General features: G+C 34.1%; 16 protein-coding genes. All 16 read left to right on the top strand.

The window, feature by feature from the left end:
• Positions 1-91: 91 nt before the first annotated feature.
• The 16 genes from ERL59_RS16955 (at position 92) to ERL59_RS16880 (ending at position 15,628) form a co-directional block, all read left to right on the top strand.
• On the top strand, positions 92-463 hold the full coding sequence (locus ERL59_RS16955; RefSeq protein ID WP_160647431.1) for an NADH-quinone oxidoreductase subunit A: 372 nt from the start codon (positions 92-94) through the stop codon (positions 461-463).
• Complete coding sequence (locus ERL59_RS16950) at positions 448-966, top strand: NuoB/complex I 20 kDa subunit family protein (protein WP_160647430.1); 519 nt, start codon at positions 448-450, stop codon at positions 964-966. The genes ERL59_RS16955 and ERL59_RS16950 overlap by 16 nt, the downstream gene beginning before the upstream one ends.
• A complete protein-coding gene (locus tag ERL59_RS16945) occupies positions 963-1,538 on the top strand; it encodes an NADH-quinone oxidoreductase subunit C (protein ID WP_160647429.1) in 576 nt (191 codons plus the stop codon). The genes ERL59_RS16950 and ERL59_RS16945 overlap by 4 nt, the downstream gene beginning before the upstream one ends.
• Positions 1,539-1,546: 8 nt before the next feature.
• Entirely contained in the window at positions 1,547-2,647 is a 1,101-nt protein-coding gene (locus ERL59_RS16940; RefSeq protein WP_160647428.1) for an NADH-quinone oxidoreductase subunit D, read from the top strand.
• Positions 2,647-3,621 (top strand): NADH-quinone oxidoreductase subunit NuoH, encoded by a 975-nt coding sequence (gene nuoH, locus ERL59_RS16935; protein ID WP_160647427.1) that lies wholly within the window; start codon positions 2,647-2,649, stop codon positions 3,619-3,621. The genes ERL59_RS16940 and nuoH overlap by 1 nt, the downstream gene beginning before the upstream one ends.
• Positions 3,622-3,648: 27 nt before the next feature.
• The gene (gene nuoI, locus ERL59_RS16930; RefSeq protein ID WP_160647426.1) at positions 3,649-4,116 is read left to right on the top strand and encodes an NADH-quinone oxidoreductase subunit NuoI; all 468 of its coding nucleotides are present in this window, start codon (positions 3,649-3,651) and stop codon (positions 4,114-4,116) included.
• A gap of 3 nt (positions 4,117-4,119) precedes the next feature.
• Positions 4,120-4,644, top strand: a complete 525-nt coding sequence (locus ERL59_RS16925) for an NADH-quinone oxidoreductase subunit J (RefSeq protein ID WP_160647425.1) — start codon at positions 4,120-4,122, stop codon at positions 4,642-4,644.
• A gap of 4 nt (positions 4,645-4,648) precedes the next feature.
• The gene (gene nuoK, locus ERL59_RS16920; protein ID WP_201763608.1) at positions 4,649-4,951 is read left to right on the top strand and encodes an NADH-quinone oxidoreductase subunit NuoK; all 303 of its coding nucleotides are present in this window, start codon (positions 4,649-4,651) and stop codon (positions 4,949-4,951) included.
• 48 nt (positions 4,952-4,999) lie between these two features.
• The gene (nuoL, locus tag ERL59_RS16915) at positions 5,000-6,865 is read left to right on the top strand and encodes an NADH-quinone oxidoreductase subunit L (protein WP_160647424.1); all 1,866 of its coding nucleotides are present in this window, start codon (positions 5,000-5,002) and stop codon (positions 6,863-6,865) included.
• A complete protein-coding gene (locus ERL59_RS16910) occupies positions 6,866-8,464 on the top strand; it encodes a complex I subunit 4 family protein (RefSeq protein WP_160647423.1) in 1,599 nt (532 codons plus the stop codon).
• Between the two features lie 3 nt (positions 8,465-8,467).
• Positions 8,468-10,006, top strand: a complete 1,539-nt coding sequence (locus tag ERL59_RS16905) for an NADH-quinone oxidoreductase subunit N (RefSeq protein WP_160647422.1) — start codon at positions 8,468-8,470, stop codon at positions 10,004-10,006.
• 321 nt (positions 10,007-10,327) lie between these two features.
• On the top strand, positions 10,328-13,102 hold the full coding sequence (locus ERL59_RS16900) for a S8 family peptidase (protein ID WP_160647421.1): 2,775 nt from the start codon (positions 10,328-10,330) through the stop codon (positions 13,100-13,102).
• Between the two features lie 15 nt (positions 13,103-13,117).
• Positions 13,118-13,354: a DUF1146 family protein gene (locus tag ERL59_RS16895; protein ID WP_160647420.1), complete on the top strand. Its 237-nt coding sequence runs from the start codon at positions 13,118-13,120 to the stop codon at positions 13,352-13,354.
• Between the two features lie 154 nt (positions 13,355-13,508).
• On the top strand, positions 13,509-14,840 hold the full coding sequence (gene murA, locus ERL59_RS16890; RefSeq protein WP_160647419.1) for a UDP-N-acetylglucosamine 1-carboxyvinyltransferase: 1,332 nt from the start codon (positions 13,509-13,511) through the stop codon (positions 14,838-14,840).
• A 269-nt stretch (positions 14,841-15,109) separates the two neighbouring features.
• Positions 15,110-15,355, top strand: coding sequence for a DUF2508 family protein (locus tag ERL59_RS16885; RefSeq protein ID WP_160647418.1), 246 nt, complete (start codon positions 15,110-15,112; stop codon positions 15,353-15,355).
• A gap of 15 nt (positions 15,356-15,370) precedes the next feature.
• Complete coding sequence (locus ERL59_RS16880) at positions 15,371-15,628, top strand: pro-sigmaK processing inhibitor BofA family protein (protein WP_160647417.1); 258 nt, start codon at positions 15,371-15,373, stop codon at positions 15,626-15,628.
• The last annotated feature ends 256 nt before the right edge of the window (positions 15,629-15,884 follow it).

Raw genomic sequence — 15,884 nt, 5'->3', positions numbered from 1 at the left:
TATAATGTTCACGACATTTATTATTGAATATAAAAATGTCCATAAGAAAAACTTATAAATTGGACTTCATTGAATGGAGGGACATACGTCGATGGAAACATACATGAATAACTATGTTATCGTCGCTATTTTTATTGCGCTCGGTATTTTCTTACCAGTGGCAGCGCTTACGGTTGGCCGAATTTTAAGACCTAATAATCCAATGGAAGAGAAGTACACCACTTATGAAAGTGGAAATGAACCTGTAGGTGCAGGTCAGATTCGTTTCAACATACGTTATTATTTATTTGCTTTAATGTTTGTTATTTTTGATGTAGAAACTGTCTTTTTATATCCATGGGCAGTTGCTTATGACAAATTAGGACTTTTTGCTTTAGTTGAAATGTTAATTTTCGTATCATTATTAGTTGTAGGATTAGCTTACGCTTGGAAGAAGAAGGTGTTACAATGGAACTCGATTTAACAAAGATTTCACCAGAGGAACAAGAGGAATTGCAACGTAACGTATTCATGGGTACCTTAGAACAGTTAAAAGCATGGGCGAGGAGTAATTCCTTATGGCCACTTACTTTTGGCTTAGCTTGCTGTGCCATTGAAATGATGGGGACAGGTGCATCACATTATGATTTAGATCGTTTTGGTGTTATATTCCGTACCTCTCCAAGACAATCAGATGTCATGATTGTATCGGGGACAGTAACTAAAAAAATGGCTCCTTTATTACGACGTTTGTATGATCAAATGCCTGAGCCAAAATGGGTCATTGCAATGGGTTCATGTGCAACGGCTGGAGGTCCATATATTAAATCCTATTCTGTTGTCAAAGGGGTAGATCAAATTGTTCCTGTAGATGTATATATCCCTGGTTGCCCGCCTAATCCAGCTGCTTTAATTTATGGTATTAATAAATTACAAGAAAAGATAAAGTATGAAGCAAAAACCGGGAAAAGGGTGACAGAGGTATGAGTGATCAAAAACATGTTACTGAAATGGACCCAAAAGAGGCAAAGAAGGAAATAGAGGAAAATGAAGTAGTAGAAATTGTAGAACCTTCACCAAATCAGGCTAAATTAGACCGCTTAGTGGATTTAGTTAAATCAAATATAGCTGAAGATGCAGTTGAAGAAGCTTATATAAATGAGCTAGATAGGGACTTGCCAAGCATTGTCATTCGAAGTCCGTATTGGCTTAAAACAGCAATGATGCTTAAAGAGTCAGAAACATTAAAACTAAATTATTTGCGTAATGTTTCTGGGATTGATTATGAGACATATTTTGAGGTTGTTTATTATTTACTATCGATGTCAACAGACAATCAACAAGACATTTGTATTAAGATTAAAGCAGATAGAGAAGATCCTTCTATTCCATCAGTCACTTCTGTATGGAATACGGCGAACTGGAATGAAAGAGAAATCTACGATTTATTAGGTATTCAGTTTCCGGGTCATCCTAATTTAAAAAGGATCATGATGCCTGAAGACTGGGAAGGGCATCCTTTAAGAAAAGATTATGAACCGATAGATCCGGAGGTGTAACAAACCAGATGATACGTACAGAAGAATTACTTTTAAATGTGGGACCACAGCATCCGAGTACACATGGTGTATTTAGAATTATCGTAAAGTTAGACGGTGAGGTCATTACGGAAGCCACACCTGTAATCGGATATTTACATAGAGGTACTGAGAAACTAGCTGAAAATTTAACATATACTCAGGTTATTCCCTATACAGATAGAATGGACTATGTCTCTGCTATGACAAACAATTACGTGTTATGTCATGCAGTGGAGACTTTGATGGATCTTGAAATACCAGAAAGAGCGGAATTTTTAAGATTAATCGTTATGGAGTTACAGCGCATCGCCAGCCATTTAGTATGGTGGGGAACTTATTTATTAGACATCGGTGCTATGAGTCCTTTTCTATATGCTTTTAGAGAAAGAGAAATGATCATCAATATGTTTAATGAGTTATGTGGTGCTAGACTTACATATTTTTATATGAGAGTTGGCGGTGTGAAATGGGACGCTCCTGAGGGCTGGATAGACAAAGTTCGTGATTTTATACCATATATGAGAGATAAGTTAGATGAATATGAACAGTTAGTGAGTGGGAATGAAATCTTTTTAGCTAGGGTTAAAGGTGTTGGGAAATACGATGCGCAAACCGCAATAGATTATGGCCTTAGTGGTGCTAATTTAAGATCAACAGGGGTAAAGTTTGATCTTCGTAAGAACCAACCATACAGTATATATGATCGTTTTGAGTTTGACGTTCCTGTTCAAACAGAAGGGGATTGTTATGCTAGATACTTAGTTAGATTTGAAGAAATCAAACAAAGCTTGCGTATTTTGGAACAAGCTGTAGAACAATTTCCTGAAGATGGAAAAATTATGGCCAAGGTACCTAGAGTAATCAGACCACCAGAAGGGGAAGTTTATACACGTATTGAATCCCCAAGAGGCGAAATTGGATGTCATATTGTATCTAAGAAAAAACCGCAACCTTATCGTTTAAAGTTTAGAAGGCCTTCATTTGTAAACTTGCAAATTTTACCTAAATTATTAGTCGGTGAAACGATGACAAACTTAGTAACCATACTTGGTGGTATTGATATTGTATTAGGGGAGGTAGATGGCTAATGGCACTTCTCCAGAACATATTATGGGCCGCTTTTCTTCTTGTAGTTGTACTTGGTTTTGTAACCTATGCCATTTACTTTGAACGTAAAGTTATAGGTTGGATTCAATTGAGAAAAGGGCCAAACCGCGTAGGACCATTAGGTTTATTTCAAACTGTTGCGGATGTATTGAAGCTTTTAATTAAAGAGGATACAATTCCAAATAAGGCAGATCGGTTTCTATTTATCTTAGCTCCTGTCATTACGTTTGTACCGGCATTTGTGGTGTTAGCTACAATTCCTTATACTGCGGATTGGCAATTTGCAGATTTGAATGTAGGGTTATTATACTATTTTGCTTTATCCAGTATTTCAACAATAGGGATATTACTTGGTGGATGGGCTTCAAATAACAAATATTCATTGTTGGGCGGCATGCGTTCAGCTGCACAAATGATTAGTTATGAAGTCCCTTTAGTCATGTCTGTTGTTGGTGTCATTCTTTTAAGCGGTAGTTTAAGCTTAAATACCATCGTAGAAGGTCAAGCAGGTGGTTTCTGGAACTGGAATTTCCTTCCACAAATTGTAGGGTTTATCATATTTATCATTGCAGCCGTTTCAGAGTTGAACCGTACACCATTTGATTTGCCTGAAGCTGAATCAGAATTAGTAGCAGGTTATCACGTGGAATACAGTGGTTTTAGATTTGCTTTTTTCATGCTTGCTGAATATGTGTATGTGTATGCCATAGCAGCTCTAACAACAATTCTGTTTTTAGGAGGCTGGCATTCTCCGCTACCGTTTCTTGATTTTATTCCGGGGATAATATGGTTTATTTTAAAATTTTCTTCGATCGTATTTTTCCTGTTTTGGATACGTGCAACGTTGCCGAGAATAAGAGTGGATCATTTAATGTCGCTAGGTTGGAAGGTTTTATTACCTTTGGCTTTGGTTAATATATTTGTAACGACAATTATTATAGAAATATTTAAATAATGTAACTATTGAAATGAGGTGAAACCGTTGAAAGGTATAGTTAAAGGAATGGGTGTTACCTTAAAAAATCTTACGAAGAAAAAAATAACTTATCAATATCCTGATGTTCCTTTACAGATGCCCGATCGTTTTCGAGGTGTACAACATTTTGATCCTGAAAAATGTATCGTGTGTAATCAGTGTATGAATATATGTCCAACAGAATGTATTGATCTTGTAGGTAAGAAAAATCCTGACCCTGAGAAAAAAGGGAAGGTAATTGACACTTACGATATCAATTTTGAAATTTGTATCTTATGTGACTTATGTACAGAAGTTTGTCCCACAGAAGCCATTGTTATGACCAATAATTTTGAATTAGCTACCTATAGTAGAGATGATCTGTTTAAAAATATGGAATGGTTAAATGATAACAATACAAATGTCAGAAAAGAAAATAGTATCAATTTACAACCAAAATCCATCCCATCAAAGGCGAAGAAGGAGGTAAAGTAGTTTATGCTGGAGAATTTTATAGATTTTTTATCTAATGGAGAAAACTTATTATTTATTATTTTTTCCATGCTTGTTATTGTAGGGGCAGTTTTTTTAATTAATCTCCAAAGAGTTGTCCATATGGTTATAGCTCTTGCTACTACTTTTATCAGTCTTGCAGGTTTATACGTTATGCTTGATGCCGAGTTTTTAGCCTTTGTACAAGTTTTAATTTACGCAGGTGCAATGACGATATTAATGATTTTTGGAATTATGATGACTAAACACGAGAAGCAAAATGAAGAACCGAAGAGAGCACTACATAACGTATTGTTGCTAGTTGGAAGCATCGGTTTTTTTATTATTTTATATTTAGCTATTCAGGATGCAGTTTTTCCAATACAAGAATTTACTTCAAATGAAGAAAATACAAAAATGATAGGAATTGAGCTTTTTACTTGGCATGTGATTCCTTTTGAATTGGTATCTGTGTTATTAACGGTCGCTTTTATTGGAGCCATCATTGTGGCTAAAAGGGAGGAGGATTAACAACATGATTTCTTCTTATCTTACATTAGCTGCTGTGTTGTTTGTGATCGGTCTCTATGGTGCATTATCAAAAAAGAATGCGGTCATCGTATTATTATGTATTGAATTGATGTTAAACGCAGTAAATCTGAATTTGATTGCTTTTGCGAAATATGGAATTAATCCTTCCTTAAAAGGGCAAATTTTTTCATTGTTTAATATTACGATTGCTGCAGCTGAAGCGGCAGTAGGTATAGCCATTTTAATTGCATTGTATCGGAATAAAGCAACAGCAAATGTTACTGAAATGAATTCATTGAAAAAATAACTACCTTTTTAACTAGAACAACAAATACTAAAGGAAAGGAAGGGTACTATGGAATCGGTATTCTCTCAATTAGCTTGGCTTATACCCCTTTTTCCACTGATTGCTTTTGTGATATTGATTGCAATCGGTAAACAAGGAAATAAATGGAGTGCCTATATCAGCATCGGAGCTGCATTGCTCTCATTTGTATTCGCATTTCTAGTATTATTCGAACGTTTGAATGGGACTATGGATGCTTATACTTGGGATGAGTTTGATTGGCTATCATTTGGTGATATCTCTATTCGATTAGGTTTTGAAATTAACAATTTAAACGCTATGATGTTGATCGTTGTCACCCTTGTCAGTTTATTAGTCAATTTATATTCAAAAGCATATATGAAAGATGATCATAGAATCACGGTATTTTATAGTTATATTTCATTATTTACATTTTCAATGTTAGGACTTGTTATATCCGTAAATTTACTTGAGTTATATATTTTCTGGGAACTTGTAGGTGTCTGTTCCTTTTTACTTATTGGATTTTGGTATGAAAAAGAGTCAGCAAAAGCCGCAGCCAAAAAAGCTTTTATTGTTACCAGAATTGGGGATATAGGGTTATTTATTGCCATCCTAATGTTATTCTGGTATATGCCAAACCATTCTTTAAATTTTACAGATATACATAATGCGTTTAGTACAAATAGCATCCCAATTGAAGCATGGGTTATAACCACAATCGCAATTTTAATTTTTGTAGGGGCAATGGGGAAATCAGGTCAATTTCCATTACATACTTGGTTACCGGATGCGATGGAAGGTCCTACGCCAATTAGTGCTTTGATTCACGCAGCTACAATGGTTGCTGCTGGTGTATATTTAGTAGCCCGTACTTATGATATTTTCCTTGCATCACCCATTGCAATGGAAGTTGTAGCTTATGTAGGTGGTTTTACTGCAATATTTGCAGCTACAATCGCGATAGCTCAAAATGATTTTAAACGTATACTTGCTTATTCTACTGTCAGTCAGTTAGGATATATGATCATGGCTCTTGGAATAGGGGCTTATACTGCCGGAGTGTTTCATTTATTTACACATGCATTTTTCAAAGCGCTTCTCTTTTTAGGTGCAGGTAGCGTATTACATGCTTTGCATAAACAAGATATAAGAGAAATGGGTGGCATTTGGAAATCAATGAAAGTAACGACAATTACTTTTGCTATCGGGGCATTAGCTTTGTCAGGAATTTTTCCGTTTTCAGGTTTTTGGTCTAAAGATGCAATTTTAACAGAAGCATATCATGACAACTTGATATTGTTTATAGTTGGTATCACTGCTGCATTTTTCACTGCATTTTATATGACTAGGTTGTTCAAGATTGCTTTTCTGGGAAGTAATCGTTCTTCGGATAAACCAAAAGAGTCATCTATAGTGATGACATTACCACTTATTGTCTTATGTATTTTAGCTGTTATAGCAGGTTTTGTATTTACACCGTTCAATCCTTGGTTAGGTGAATGGTTAACAGGTAATGTAGTTGAAGAACATACAAACTGGATTGTCATGATTTTATCCACTGTAGTAGCCGTTGCAGGTATTGTATTAGGTTGGATTGTGTTTGGTGAAAAGTCAGTTTCTCAAAGTGCAAAATCTAGAAACTGGGCTTACAATGTATTAGCTAATCGTTATTATGTAGACGAGATATATGAGTGGACCATTGTAAGGCCATTACGTATATTAGGTCTTGTTCTAAACACAATTGATCGATTTATTGTAGACGGATTAGTTAAGTTAACTGCCAATATTGTCTTGGCAACAGGTAGAGCGAGTACTAGAATGCAAAATGGGCAAGTACAAACATATGGTTTAGTTACTTTAATTGGATTTATCATCATTATCGCAGCTATGCTTGGAAGGAGGTATTTTTAAATGTTAGAACATCTGCCTTTACTCTCCTTAATAACATTTTCTCCTTTGATAGGTATATTGATCATTTTGTTTATTCCAGGTCAAAAAGGGAAAGCGATTAGATGGGTTGCTATAGCTACAACGATATTAACATTGATTTTGTCTGCCTTATTATATATTGATTTTGATAACACCTCTTCGGGTATGCAGTTTACAGAAGAAATGAAGTTCTTAGAAATTCCGTTAAATAGTGAATTGATTTCACCCCCTGGTGCACCAGCGATTGATTATGCTTACGAATTTAATTATTTAATGGGTGTGGATGGATTATCGTTAGCATTATCATTTTTAACTGCTTTAGTCTGTTTAATGGCAGCACTGGCTTCTGTTTATATTAAAAAAAGATGGAAGACCTTTTATATTTTGTTTTTACTTCTTGAAGTAGGTATATTGGGTGTTTTCTTTGCAAAAGATTTAATGTTGTTCTTTATCTTTTTTGAGATCACATTAATTCCTATGTTTTTCTTGATTGGAATATGGGGTTACAAGGATCGAGAGAGAGCAGCAAACAAGTTTTTGATTTACAATGGTGTTGGTTCTGCCATCATGTTGATTGCTATATTGATATTAATTAATACTGCAGGTTTTTATTTTGACGAAGCTTCTAATTTATTGAGATATACATCTGATGTTGGTGTAGTATTCGATCAGTTAAACAACCCGCAATCTTTAGCTAATATTGAAGGTACTATATTTTATTTAAGTGAAAATATGCGATGGTTTATATTCATAATGCTGCTTGTGGCATTCGGCATTAAATTACCGATATTCCCGTTCCATACTTGGATGTTAAGAGTACATACAGAAGCTCCTCCATCCATTGTTATGATTCACTCTGGTTTATTGCTTAAAATGGGTGCATATGGTCTCATTCGTTTTGGAGTTGTATTATTTCCAGAACAGGCAAAAGAATGGGCTTTTATTTTAGCGATACTAGGAATAATAAATATTTTATATGGTGCCATTTTGGCATTTGTACAAAATGAATTCAAGCTGATTTTAGCATACTCAAGTGTAAGTCATATGGGAATTGTGCTTCTTGGTATAGCGGCATTTAATTTGGCTGGAATGCAAGGAGCGGTATATCAACTAGTTTCCCATGGTTTTATATCTGCGCTCATGTTCTTAATCGTCGGTAGTATTTACGAACGTACACAAACTACAAAACTTGATGAATTGGGTGGTTTAGCAAAATCTATTCCGTTTATAAGTGGAATTTTGTTAATTGCCGGTATGGCTTCGTTAGGTTTGCCAGGTTTATCAGGTTTCATTAGTGAGTTTTTAACCTTTGTAGGATTGTTTGATACGATGCCAATCGTTACTATAATAGGTACACTTGGTATTGTATTAACTGCTGTTTATGTATTGCGAGGGGTATTGAAAATGACATTTGGGTCTTTACCAACACAATATACCAAGATGAATGAGGCAAGGTTAGTAGAAGCTGTTCCAATGATTGCTTTGGTTGCTTTTATTCTTCTTCTTGGAATATATCCTGCTGTTTTAATTGAACCAATGCAAGAAACGATTCTAAGTATAGTCACGAAGATGGGGGGTTAACCAATGCGTCTTCAATTATCTGATTTAGTATATTTATCACCAGAGCTTACGTTAGTCATCGCTGCAGTCATCATATCGGTTTTAGATTTGATATTACCTAACAAGGTAAATCGTACGATATTAGGATGGTTATCGATTGTATCTCTAATGATTTCAACCGCATTTGTCATTTATTATATGCGATTGTTAAATCTTTCAGAGGATCCGTTAGCTCCTGTACAATTATTAAATCTAAGTTATCGAGTAGACGATTTTGCAAATTTATTTAAACTGATATTCCTTATAGGAACGATCTTTATTCTTTTCATGAGCATCGGCTCCGTTAAAAAGGAAGATATTCATCATAGAGGAGAATATTATTATTTATTTTTACCTGCTACATTAGGTGCAATGATTATGGCATCCTCAGGGGACCTAATTACTTTGTACGTGGGTCTTGAGTTGCTTAGTATCACATCTTATATTTTGGTAGGGATAAGGAAAGGGAATACGAAGACAAATGAAGCTGCATTTAAATATATAGTAGTTGGAGGAATTGCTTCAGCATTTATATTATACGGAATGTCATTTTTATATGGTCTTTCTGGTAGTACAAATTTAACTGAGATTAATCAGGCCTTGCAAGTCAGCGATAGCTCTTTTGAGTTATTGATCTATGTAAGTTTTATGTTAATCGTAGCAGGTCTAGGAACTAAAATTGCTGCAGCACCTTTCCATACATGGGCGGCAGACGTATATCAAGGAGCAGCAACACCGATTACTGCCTATTTAGCAACTGTGTCTAAAGCGGCTGGTTTTGCGATGTTATTTAGATTGGTTTACTTAGTTTATTATGGGGTTGGGGGGCAAGATTCAAGCCCAGTCTTTATTGACTTATTTATGATCATCTTATTGGTTGCAGCAGCAGCAATGATCATAGGAAACGTTTTAGCTTTAAAACAACGAAAAGTGAAACGACTTTTAGCTTATTCTGGTGTAGCGAATGCGGGATACTTATTAGTTCCTATTGGAATTGGTTTACATAGTCAATTTCCACATTCATCTAATTTTTCTGAACTGTATTTTTATTTAATTGCTTATTTGTTTATGAACATTGGCGCATTTGCAGTGCTGATGGCGATTGAAAGGACAACAGGGGATGGTGAGTTAAAAGGATTTGCAGGTCTATATTATAGAGCTCCATATACAGCATTTGCAGTTGTGATCCTTCTTCTATCTCTTGCAGGACTGCCTGTTACTGGAGGGTTTATCGGTAAAGTATTTATTTTATTAGGTGCGCTGCAAGTCAAAGCTTATTGGTTAGCAATCGTTATGATTCTTACCAGTGTCATATCATTTTATTATTATTTTTCCATTATTCGCCAAATGTTTATGCGCACAAATTTTGAAGCAGGTTCGAATAAGTTAAATCTTTCAGTTCCAATAGCTATTACAATATGGATTAGTACTGTGGTTACGATTATTCTTGGGTTTTTCCCGAATTATGTATTAAGCTATATCAACGATATATTTACAATTGGAACAGACTTTTTTATCAGATAAAAAATTAAAATTGTCAAATTCTTAAATTTAAATAAATGAGAATTGGAAAGGTATATTTTAAGTAATATCATAAGTAATTTTGTTATATAATAATCACTTCTACATTAATATCAAGTTATTATTTTGAAAGTCTAAAAATAACTTGATCATGTAGGAGTGATTTTTTTTATAAAATAAATTCTTCCATTGGTCAATCAGAATTATTTTCCATTTAAAATATATAAAAATATAGAAAGATTTACTTTATTATTGATATAAAACATGATAGATTTAGTTTATAGATTATAATTTATAAATATAAAATAAAGGATAGGGACAATCATGAGAAAATATATAACAATTACATTTATAATAGTCTCCTTTCTATTTACATTATTAGTTGTACAAACTATCAATATTCAAAGTTATATTTATGCACAATCATTAGATAAAGATCAAAGCTGGATTATTAAATGGATTGATGAAAAGGATGAACAGCTATTATTGAAAAGTGAAGTGATTGCAGATTACACTGACTTTAACATTAGTGTATTGAGACCACATGATAATGAAAATATACATATATGGTTATCTAGTTTAAATAGATCTTCGTATATAGAGTATTATCAGGAGAATCATATAGTCCAAGTTTCTTCTTTGCCAAATGATGAATTTGTATCACAACAGTCTTATTTATCAAATATTGGTGCAATTGAAGCATGGGATATTGCTAATGAAAATACTTCAATAAAAATAGCAATTGTTGATACAGGGATTGACTTACAACACCCTGATTTAATAGACAATTTAGTAGACGGTGTAAATATATTAGATGGAAGTGCCCTCCCACAAGATGATCATGGGCATGGAACAAACGTGGCTGGAATTGTAGCTGCATCTGGAAATAATGTGATAGGAATTTCTGGTATACTTTGGAATACACAAATTATGCCTATTAAAGCATTGGATGAACAAGGGGAAGGTAATGAAACTGATCTTGGAGAAGGTATTCAGTACGCAGTGGAGAATGGGGCAAAAATTGTTGTATTATCATTGGGATTACATAGTGCTTCACCATATTTACAGGAAATTGTTCAATATGCAGAAGATAATGGTGTATTAATTGTAGCTGCATCTGGTAATGATGGGCTGCAATCAATTCAATACCCGGCTGCTTATCCTACAGTTTTAGCAGTAGGTGGTTTGCTGAATGATAAAACGATTCCAGAAAAATCAAATTTTGGACAAGAGATTGATGTGGTAGCGTCTTGGAAGGTTTATACTACCGGGCTTGATGGCAGTTACACTTATAATGTTGGAACATCGATGGCCGCACCTCAAGTTGCTGCAGCAGCTGCACTAATCTGGTCACAAAATCCTGAATTGGAGCCATCTCAAATTCGAAATTTAATTAGACAAACTGCAGAAGATGTTCATGATACTGGGTGGGATGAACACTCTGGTTATGGTTTGTTAAGAATTGACTCAGCTTTAATTGAGCCAGCTATTGAAGATATTTATGAGGATAATAATAGTAAAGATGAAGCCAAGCCTCTCCAAATGGACGCTATGATGTCTGGTGTTCTTACAGATGAAAATGATGAGGATTGGTTTTATCTAAAAAGTTTATATGATGGAAGTTTAAAGATAGAATTTGAATTTGATTCAACTTCAATTAGTGAAGATGATATGAAAGATGTTGAACTGGTCTATCATAATAATGAGGAAACTTTAGTTTATAATTTACTAGAGGATATAAATTTATCAGTAAAAAAAGATCAAATAGGCTATATTCAATTGAGATATAAAGATCAGACAGATTTTAACTACTTACCGTATGAATTTATTACTCAGTTTTTTATTGAAGCAGATTTATTTGAAGACAATGATTCACAAGATAAAGCCTATGATTTGACAGGAACTAAAGAAAAAATTCTAGGTACATTTCATCAAGTGAACGATAAAGATTGGTATGTATTTGAAGTTGTACAAGAAGGCAATTTAACAATTGAACTGTCTACTGACACGAATAGAATGGACCTACAATTAATACTGCAAAAACCAGATGGAACCGATCCTCTTTCCATAGACAGAGGAAATACTGGAGAGACTGAATATTATCATAGCTCTGTATTACCTGGGAAATACTATTTACAAGTACAGAATTATGCGGAAGATGGAATGGACTCCTTGCCTGTTATAGGGAATTATCATTTACAGGTGACTTATCTTCCTACATTCGTAGATACAAATGAACCTAATGATAAAGCCTATCAAACAACGAAAATAAACTTGAATACAGAACATAATGGAGTTTTTGATCATGGAACAGATGAAGATTGGTTTTCATTTAGAATTAATGAAACAAGCGATATAAATATTGATTTAGATCAATTGCCACAAAATAGAAACGTAACATTAAGTGTGCTAAATTCGATGCAAAACCTTGTATTTTTAACTACAAACGAAGGAAAGACAAGTATTAATAAACAATTAGAGGGTTTAGCTGCTGGTACTTATTACGTTAAACTTGTCTCTGACCAAGCTTTTGAACATCAAATGTATTCTTTACAAGTTACTGAGAAATCGATTGATACCATTTTTTCAGATATTGAAACGCACTGGGCGAAAGAGGAAATTAAAGAGCTTTGGGATCTTGGTATAGTGAACGGGGTTGATGGACGTTTTCTTCCTAATGAGAATATTACACGTGCCGAAGCAATCACTATGGTAGTTAGGGCCATGGAGCTTGATGGTGTAGGCCCTACTTCTTCACCATTTAAAGATTTATCAAATCAATATTGGGCATATAAACCGATCCTCTTAGCTAGTGAAGCGGGTTTAATCAATGGTTATACTGATGGAACGTTCGCTCCAAATAATAATTTAAGTAGAGTTGAAGCTGCAAAAATTATAGCAAATGCTCTTGGTAAAGAGGGTGTTGAAGGTGATACCCCTTTTAATGATATACCTGAAGGATATTGGGCAGCTGAAATATTAACACAATTAAAATTAGATGGAATTATTAATGGTTATAACGACGGTACGTTTAGGCCTGATAATCAGACAAGTCGAGCCGAATTTGCTACATTAATATACAATTTATTGTTAGAGTAGGAGAGGTAATGGTTTATGTTGATGGAGGCAATTGTAAACAATATTACGAATTTAGTAATTGTATTGTTAAGCATTTTGTTATGCTGGAAAGTGCTGCAATCCTTTCGTTTTGATATTTTTATGAAAAATCCGGAAAGTTTTGAAGCCAAATTGCTAAAAGTCATCATTACAATTGTGATTGGTAATCAGCTAGGAAATTTTATCATTCAGTACTATAACTGGTCACTAGCAATAAAATATTTATTTCAGTGATTGAAGCAGAATAACATTTGATACAATTGCGAACAATGAAAATAAATAATTACTCGTAATTAAAAAGGAAATAAAAGTTAGTTGTAACAAGTCGGATAGTAGTGTAAAATTGAAAAGATTGCAAACTATATTATTGATGCGCGGAGGCCTAACAATGGAAAAGATAATCGTCCGCGGAGGCATACCATTATCTGGTAAAGTCAAAATAAGCGGTGCCAAAAACGCTGTATTACCTATTATAGCTGCCTCAATTTTAGCAAAAGACGGAATAAGTGTAATTCGCGATGTTCCTCCTCTTGATGATGTTTTTACCATAGCTAAAGTATTAGAGGCAATGGGAATAAATATTAGGTATGATAATGAAGTTTTAAAAGTTGATGCCAAACAAGTAAAAGCACATGAAGCACCTTACGAATTAGTACGTAAAATGAGAGCCTCTTTTTTAGTTGCTGGTTCTTTATTAGGTCGTGAGGGTTATGCAAAAATATCCTTACCTGGAGGGTGTGCAATTGGGACTCGTCCCATAGACCAACATTTAAAAGGTTTTGAAGCCATGGGTGCCCAGATTGAATTTGGGCAAGGTTTTATCGAGGCTAGGTCTAAAGGGAGATTAAAAGGTGCTAAAATATACTTAGATGTTCCTAGTGTTGGAGCTACAGAAAATATTATGATGGCTGCTACACTAGCTCATGGTACGACAACCATTGAAAATGCTGCCAAAGAACCAGAGATAGTCGATTTAGCAAACTTCTTAAATGGAATGGGAGCAAAGGTTCGAGGTGCAGGTACAGGAATGATTAGAATAGAAGGTGTACAACAGTTATCAGGTATTAATCATACAGTGATCCCTGATCGTATTGAAGCTGGTACATATATGATTGCAGCAGCTATTACTGGAGGAAACATTTTTATTGAAGGTGCTATTGAAGATCATTTAACACCTGTCATTTCCAAGTTGGAAGAAATGGGAACCACAATTCTTATCAATGAAAAAGGAATACAAGTTTCTGCCCCAACTACGTTAAAGGCTGTTGACTTGAAAACATTACCTTATCCAGGATTTCCAACAGATATGCAATCTCAAATGATGAGTTTGTTAATGATTTCAGATGGAACAAGTATTGTCTCTGAGTCTTTATTTGAAAATCGTTTCATGCATGTTTCTGAATTTGAACGGATGAATGCAAAAATTAAAGTTGAAGGACAAACAGCAGTAATAAATGGAAATACTAAATTAATTGGTGCCAAGGTCAATGCCACAGATTTAAGAGCAGGTGCAGCATTGATTTTAGCAGGACTAGCAGCTGAAGGAGAAACCGTAATCTCTGATATTCATCATATTGATCGTGGATATGTAAATGTAACTGAGAAATTAAAACAATTAGGTGCAAATATTGGCAGGGTACAGTATCATGAAAATGAGGAAGCACATGAACATAATACAAGAATTGAACGTGTACTGCCTATTCAACCTACATTGGCATAATCATACATTCTTATTTTAACTACTTTTATTTATTAAAGTCACCATTCGGTGGCTTTTTTTGTGCTCTTTAAAGACGACATCAGCTTCCTTGCTAATAACTATCCTTAGTCTTGTATTTATGGCTACCAATCATTAAGTTTTTCTTATAGTTTTTGTAGTTTTGAATTGGGGTTGATTTTATTTAACTAAAGAGTTCTATTCTATAGTTTTAATTTATATATTATATTAATTATGCTTCCCGAGATAATGATAAACTAAGGAGGTTTTTTATGACAAGCATTCAGCAGTATTTAAGCAAATTTAGTTCTAATGCAATAGATCATGATGAATTATTAATTAATGAGGAAGTAGAAAAAGCTAAAAATGATTGGATTGCAGCAGGTGAAAAATTTAATTACGCTGTAGACAAAGACGAGATTGATTTTGCTATATTTTCATGGGAGGCAGCGGAAAAAAGGTATGAGATGTTATTAAGACAAGCTAAGGAGTTACAGATTACTAAGTTGAAGAAATAAAAACGGAGGATTAAAATGGGATTTATATCGTATTTAACTATTGTATTTGTTGTTTTTGTACTGATTTTGGGAATAAGAAACTATCAGAAAGTTTCAAAATGGATGAATTATGTATTAATAAATATTATTACTTCTGCTATTTTTATTTATATTATTAATTTAATAGTAGAAGGGGATATACTACCAATTAATTCTGTCGTTCTTATTACAAGTAGTGTGTTGGGAGTCCCTGGATTGTTGGGAGTTGTAGGAATAAAGTTCTTAATCATTTAAGCAAATGAGATTACCTCTCTTCTTTGATAGAAAATTATACTATATTATATTAGTTAAAATTATTTTTGGAAATGTCATAATCACAGTTGATCTCTGGGATGAGAATGATTTTTTATGTTACAATAGAAAAGATAAAAGATGGTTGACATGATAGTTTTATATGTGTTATATTTATCAAGTCGCCGCTGAGAACGACGACAAAAATTAAAGAAAAATGCTTGGTAATAAAGCATTCTTTGCACCTTGAAAACTGAAT

The organism is Chengkuizengella marina (assembly GCF_009910845.1).
GTDB classification, from domain to species: domain Bacteria; phylum Bacillota; class Bacilli; order Paenibacillales; family KCTC-33759; genus Chengkuizengella; species Chengkuizengella marina.
Note: the sequence above shows the minus strand (reverse complement) of the source record. Positions and strands in the feature narration are given on the sequence as shown.

Excerpts from the sequence above, each read along its gene's own strand:
- ERL59_RS16955 (WP_160647431.1), top strand. The coding sequence starts at position 92 with ATGGAAACATACATGAATAACTATGTTATCGTCGCTATTTTTATTGCG.
- ERL59_RS16950 (WP_160647430.1), top strand. The coding sequence starts at position 448 with ATGGAACTCGATTTAACAAAGATTTCACCAGAGGAACAAGAGGAATTG.
- ERL59_RS16945 (WP_160647429.1), top strand. The coding sequence starts at position 963 with ATGAGTGATCAAAAACATGTTACTGAAATGGACCCAAAAGAGGCAAAG.
- ERL59_RS16940 (WP_160647428.1), top strand. The coding sequence starts at position 1,547 with ATGATACGTACAGAAGAATTACTTTTAAATGTGGGACCACAGCATCCG.
- nuoH (WP_160647427.1), top strand. The coding sequence starts at position 2,647 with ATGGCACTTCTCCAGAACATATTATGGGCCGCTTTTCTTCTTGTAGTT.
- ERL59_RS16925 (WP_160647425.1), top strand. The coding sequence starts at position 4,120 with ATGCTGGAGAATTTTATAGATTTTTTATCTAATGGAGAAAACTTATTA.
- nuoK (WP_201763608.1), top strand. The coding sequence starts at position 4,649 with ATGATTTCTTCTTATCTTACATTAGCTGCTGTGTTGTTTGTGATCGGT.
- nuoL (WP_160647424.1), top strand. The coding sequence starts at position 5,000 with ATGGAATCGGTATTCTCTCAATTAGCTTGGCTTATACCCCTTTTTCCA.
- ERL59_RS16910 (WP_160647423.1), top strand. The coding sequence starts at position 6,866 with ATGTTAGAACATCTGCCTTTACTCTCCTTAATAACATTTTCTCCTTTG.
- ERL59_RS16905 (WP_160647422.1), top strand. The coding sequence starts at position 8,468 with ATGCGTCTTCAATTATCTGATTTAGTATATTTATCACCAGAGCTTACG.
- ERL59_RS16900 (WP_160647421.1), top strand. The coding sequence starts at position 10,328 with ATGAGAAAATATATAACAATTACATTTATAATAGTCTCCTTTCTATTT.
- ERL59_RS16895 (WP_160647420.1), top strand. The coding sequence starts at position 13,118 with ATGTTGATGGAGGCAATTGTAAACAATATTACGAATTTAGTAATTGTA.
- murA (WP_160647419.1), top strand. The coding sequence starts at position 13,509 with ATGGAAAAGATAATCGTCCGCGGAGGCATACCATTATCTGGTAAAGTC.
- ERL59_RS16885 (WP_160647418.1), top strand. The coding sequence starts at position 15,110 with ATGACAAGCATTCAGCAGTATTTAAGCAAATTTAGTTCTAATGCAATA.
- ERL59_RS16880 (WP_160647417.1), top strand. The coding sequence starts at position 15,371 with ATGGGATTTATATCGTATTTAACTATTGTATTTGTTGTTTTTGTACTG.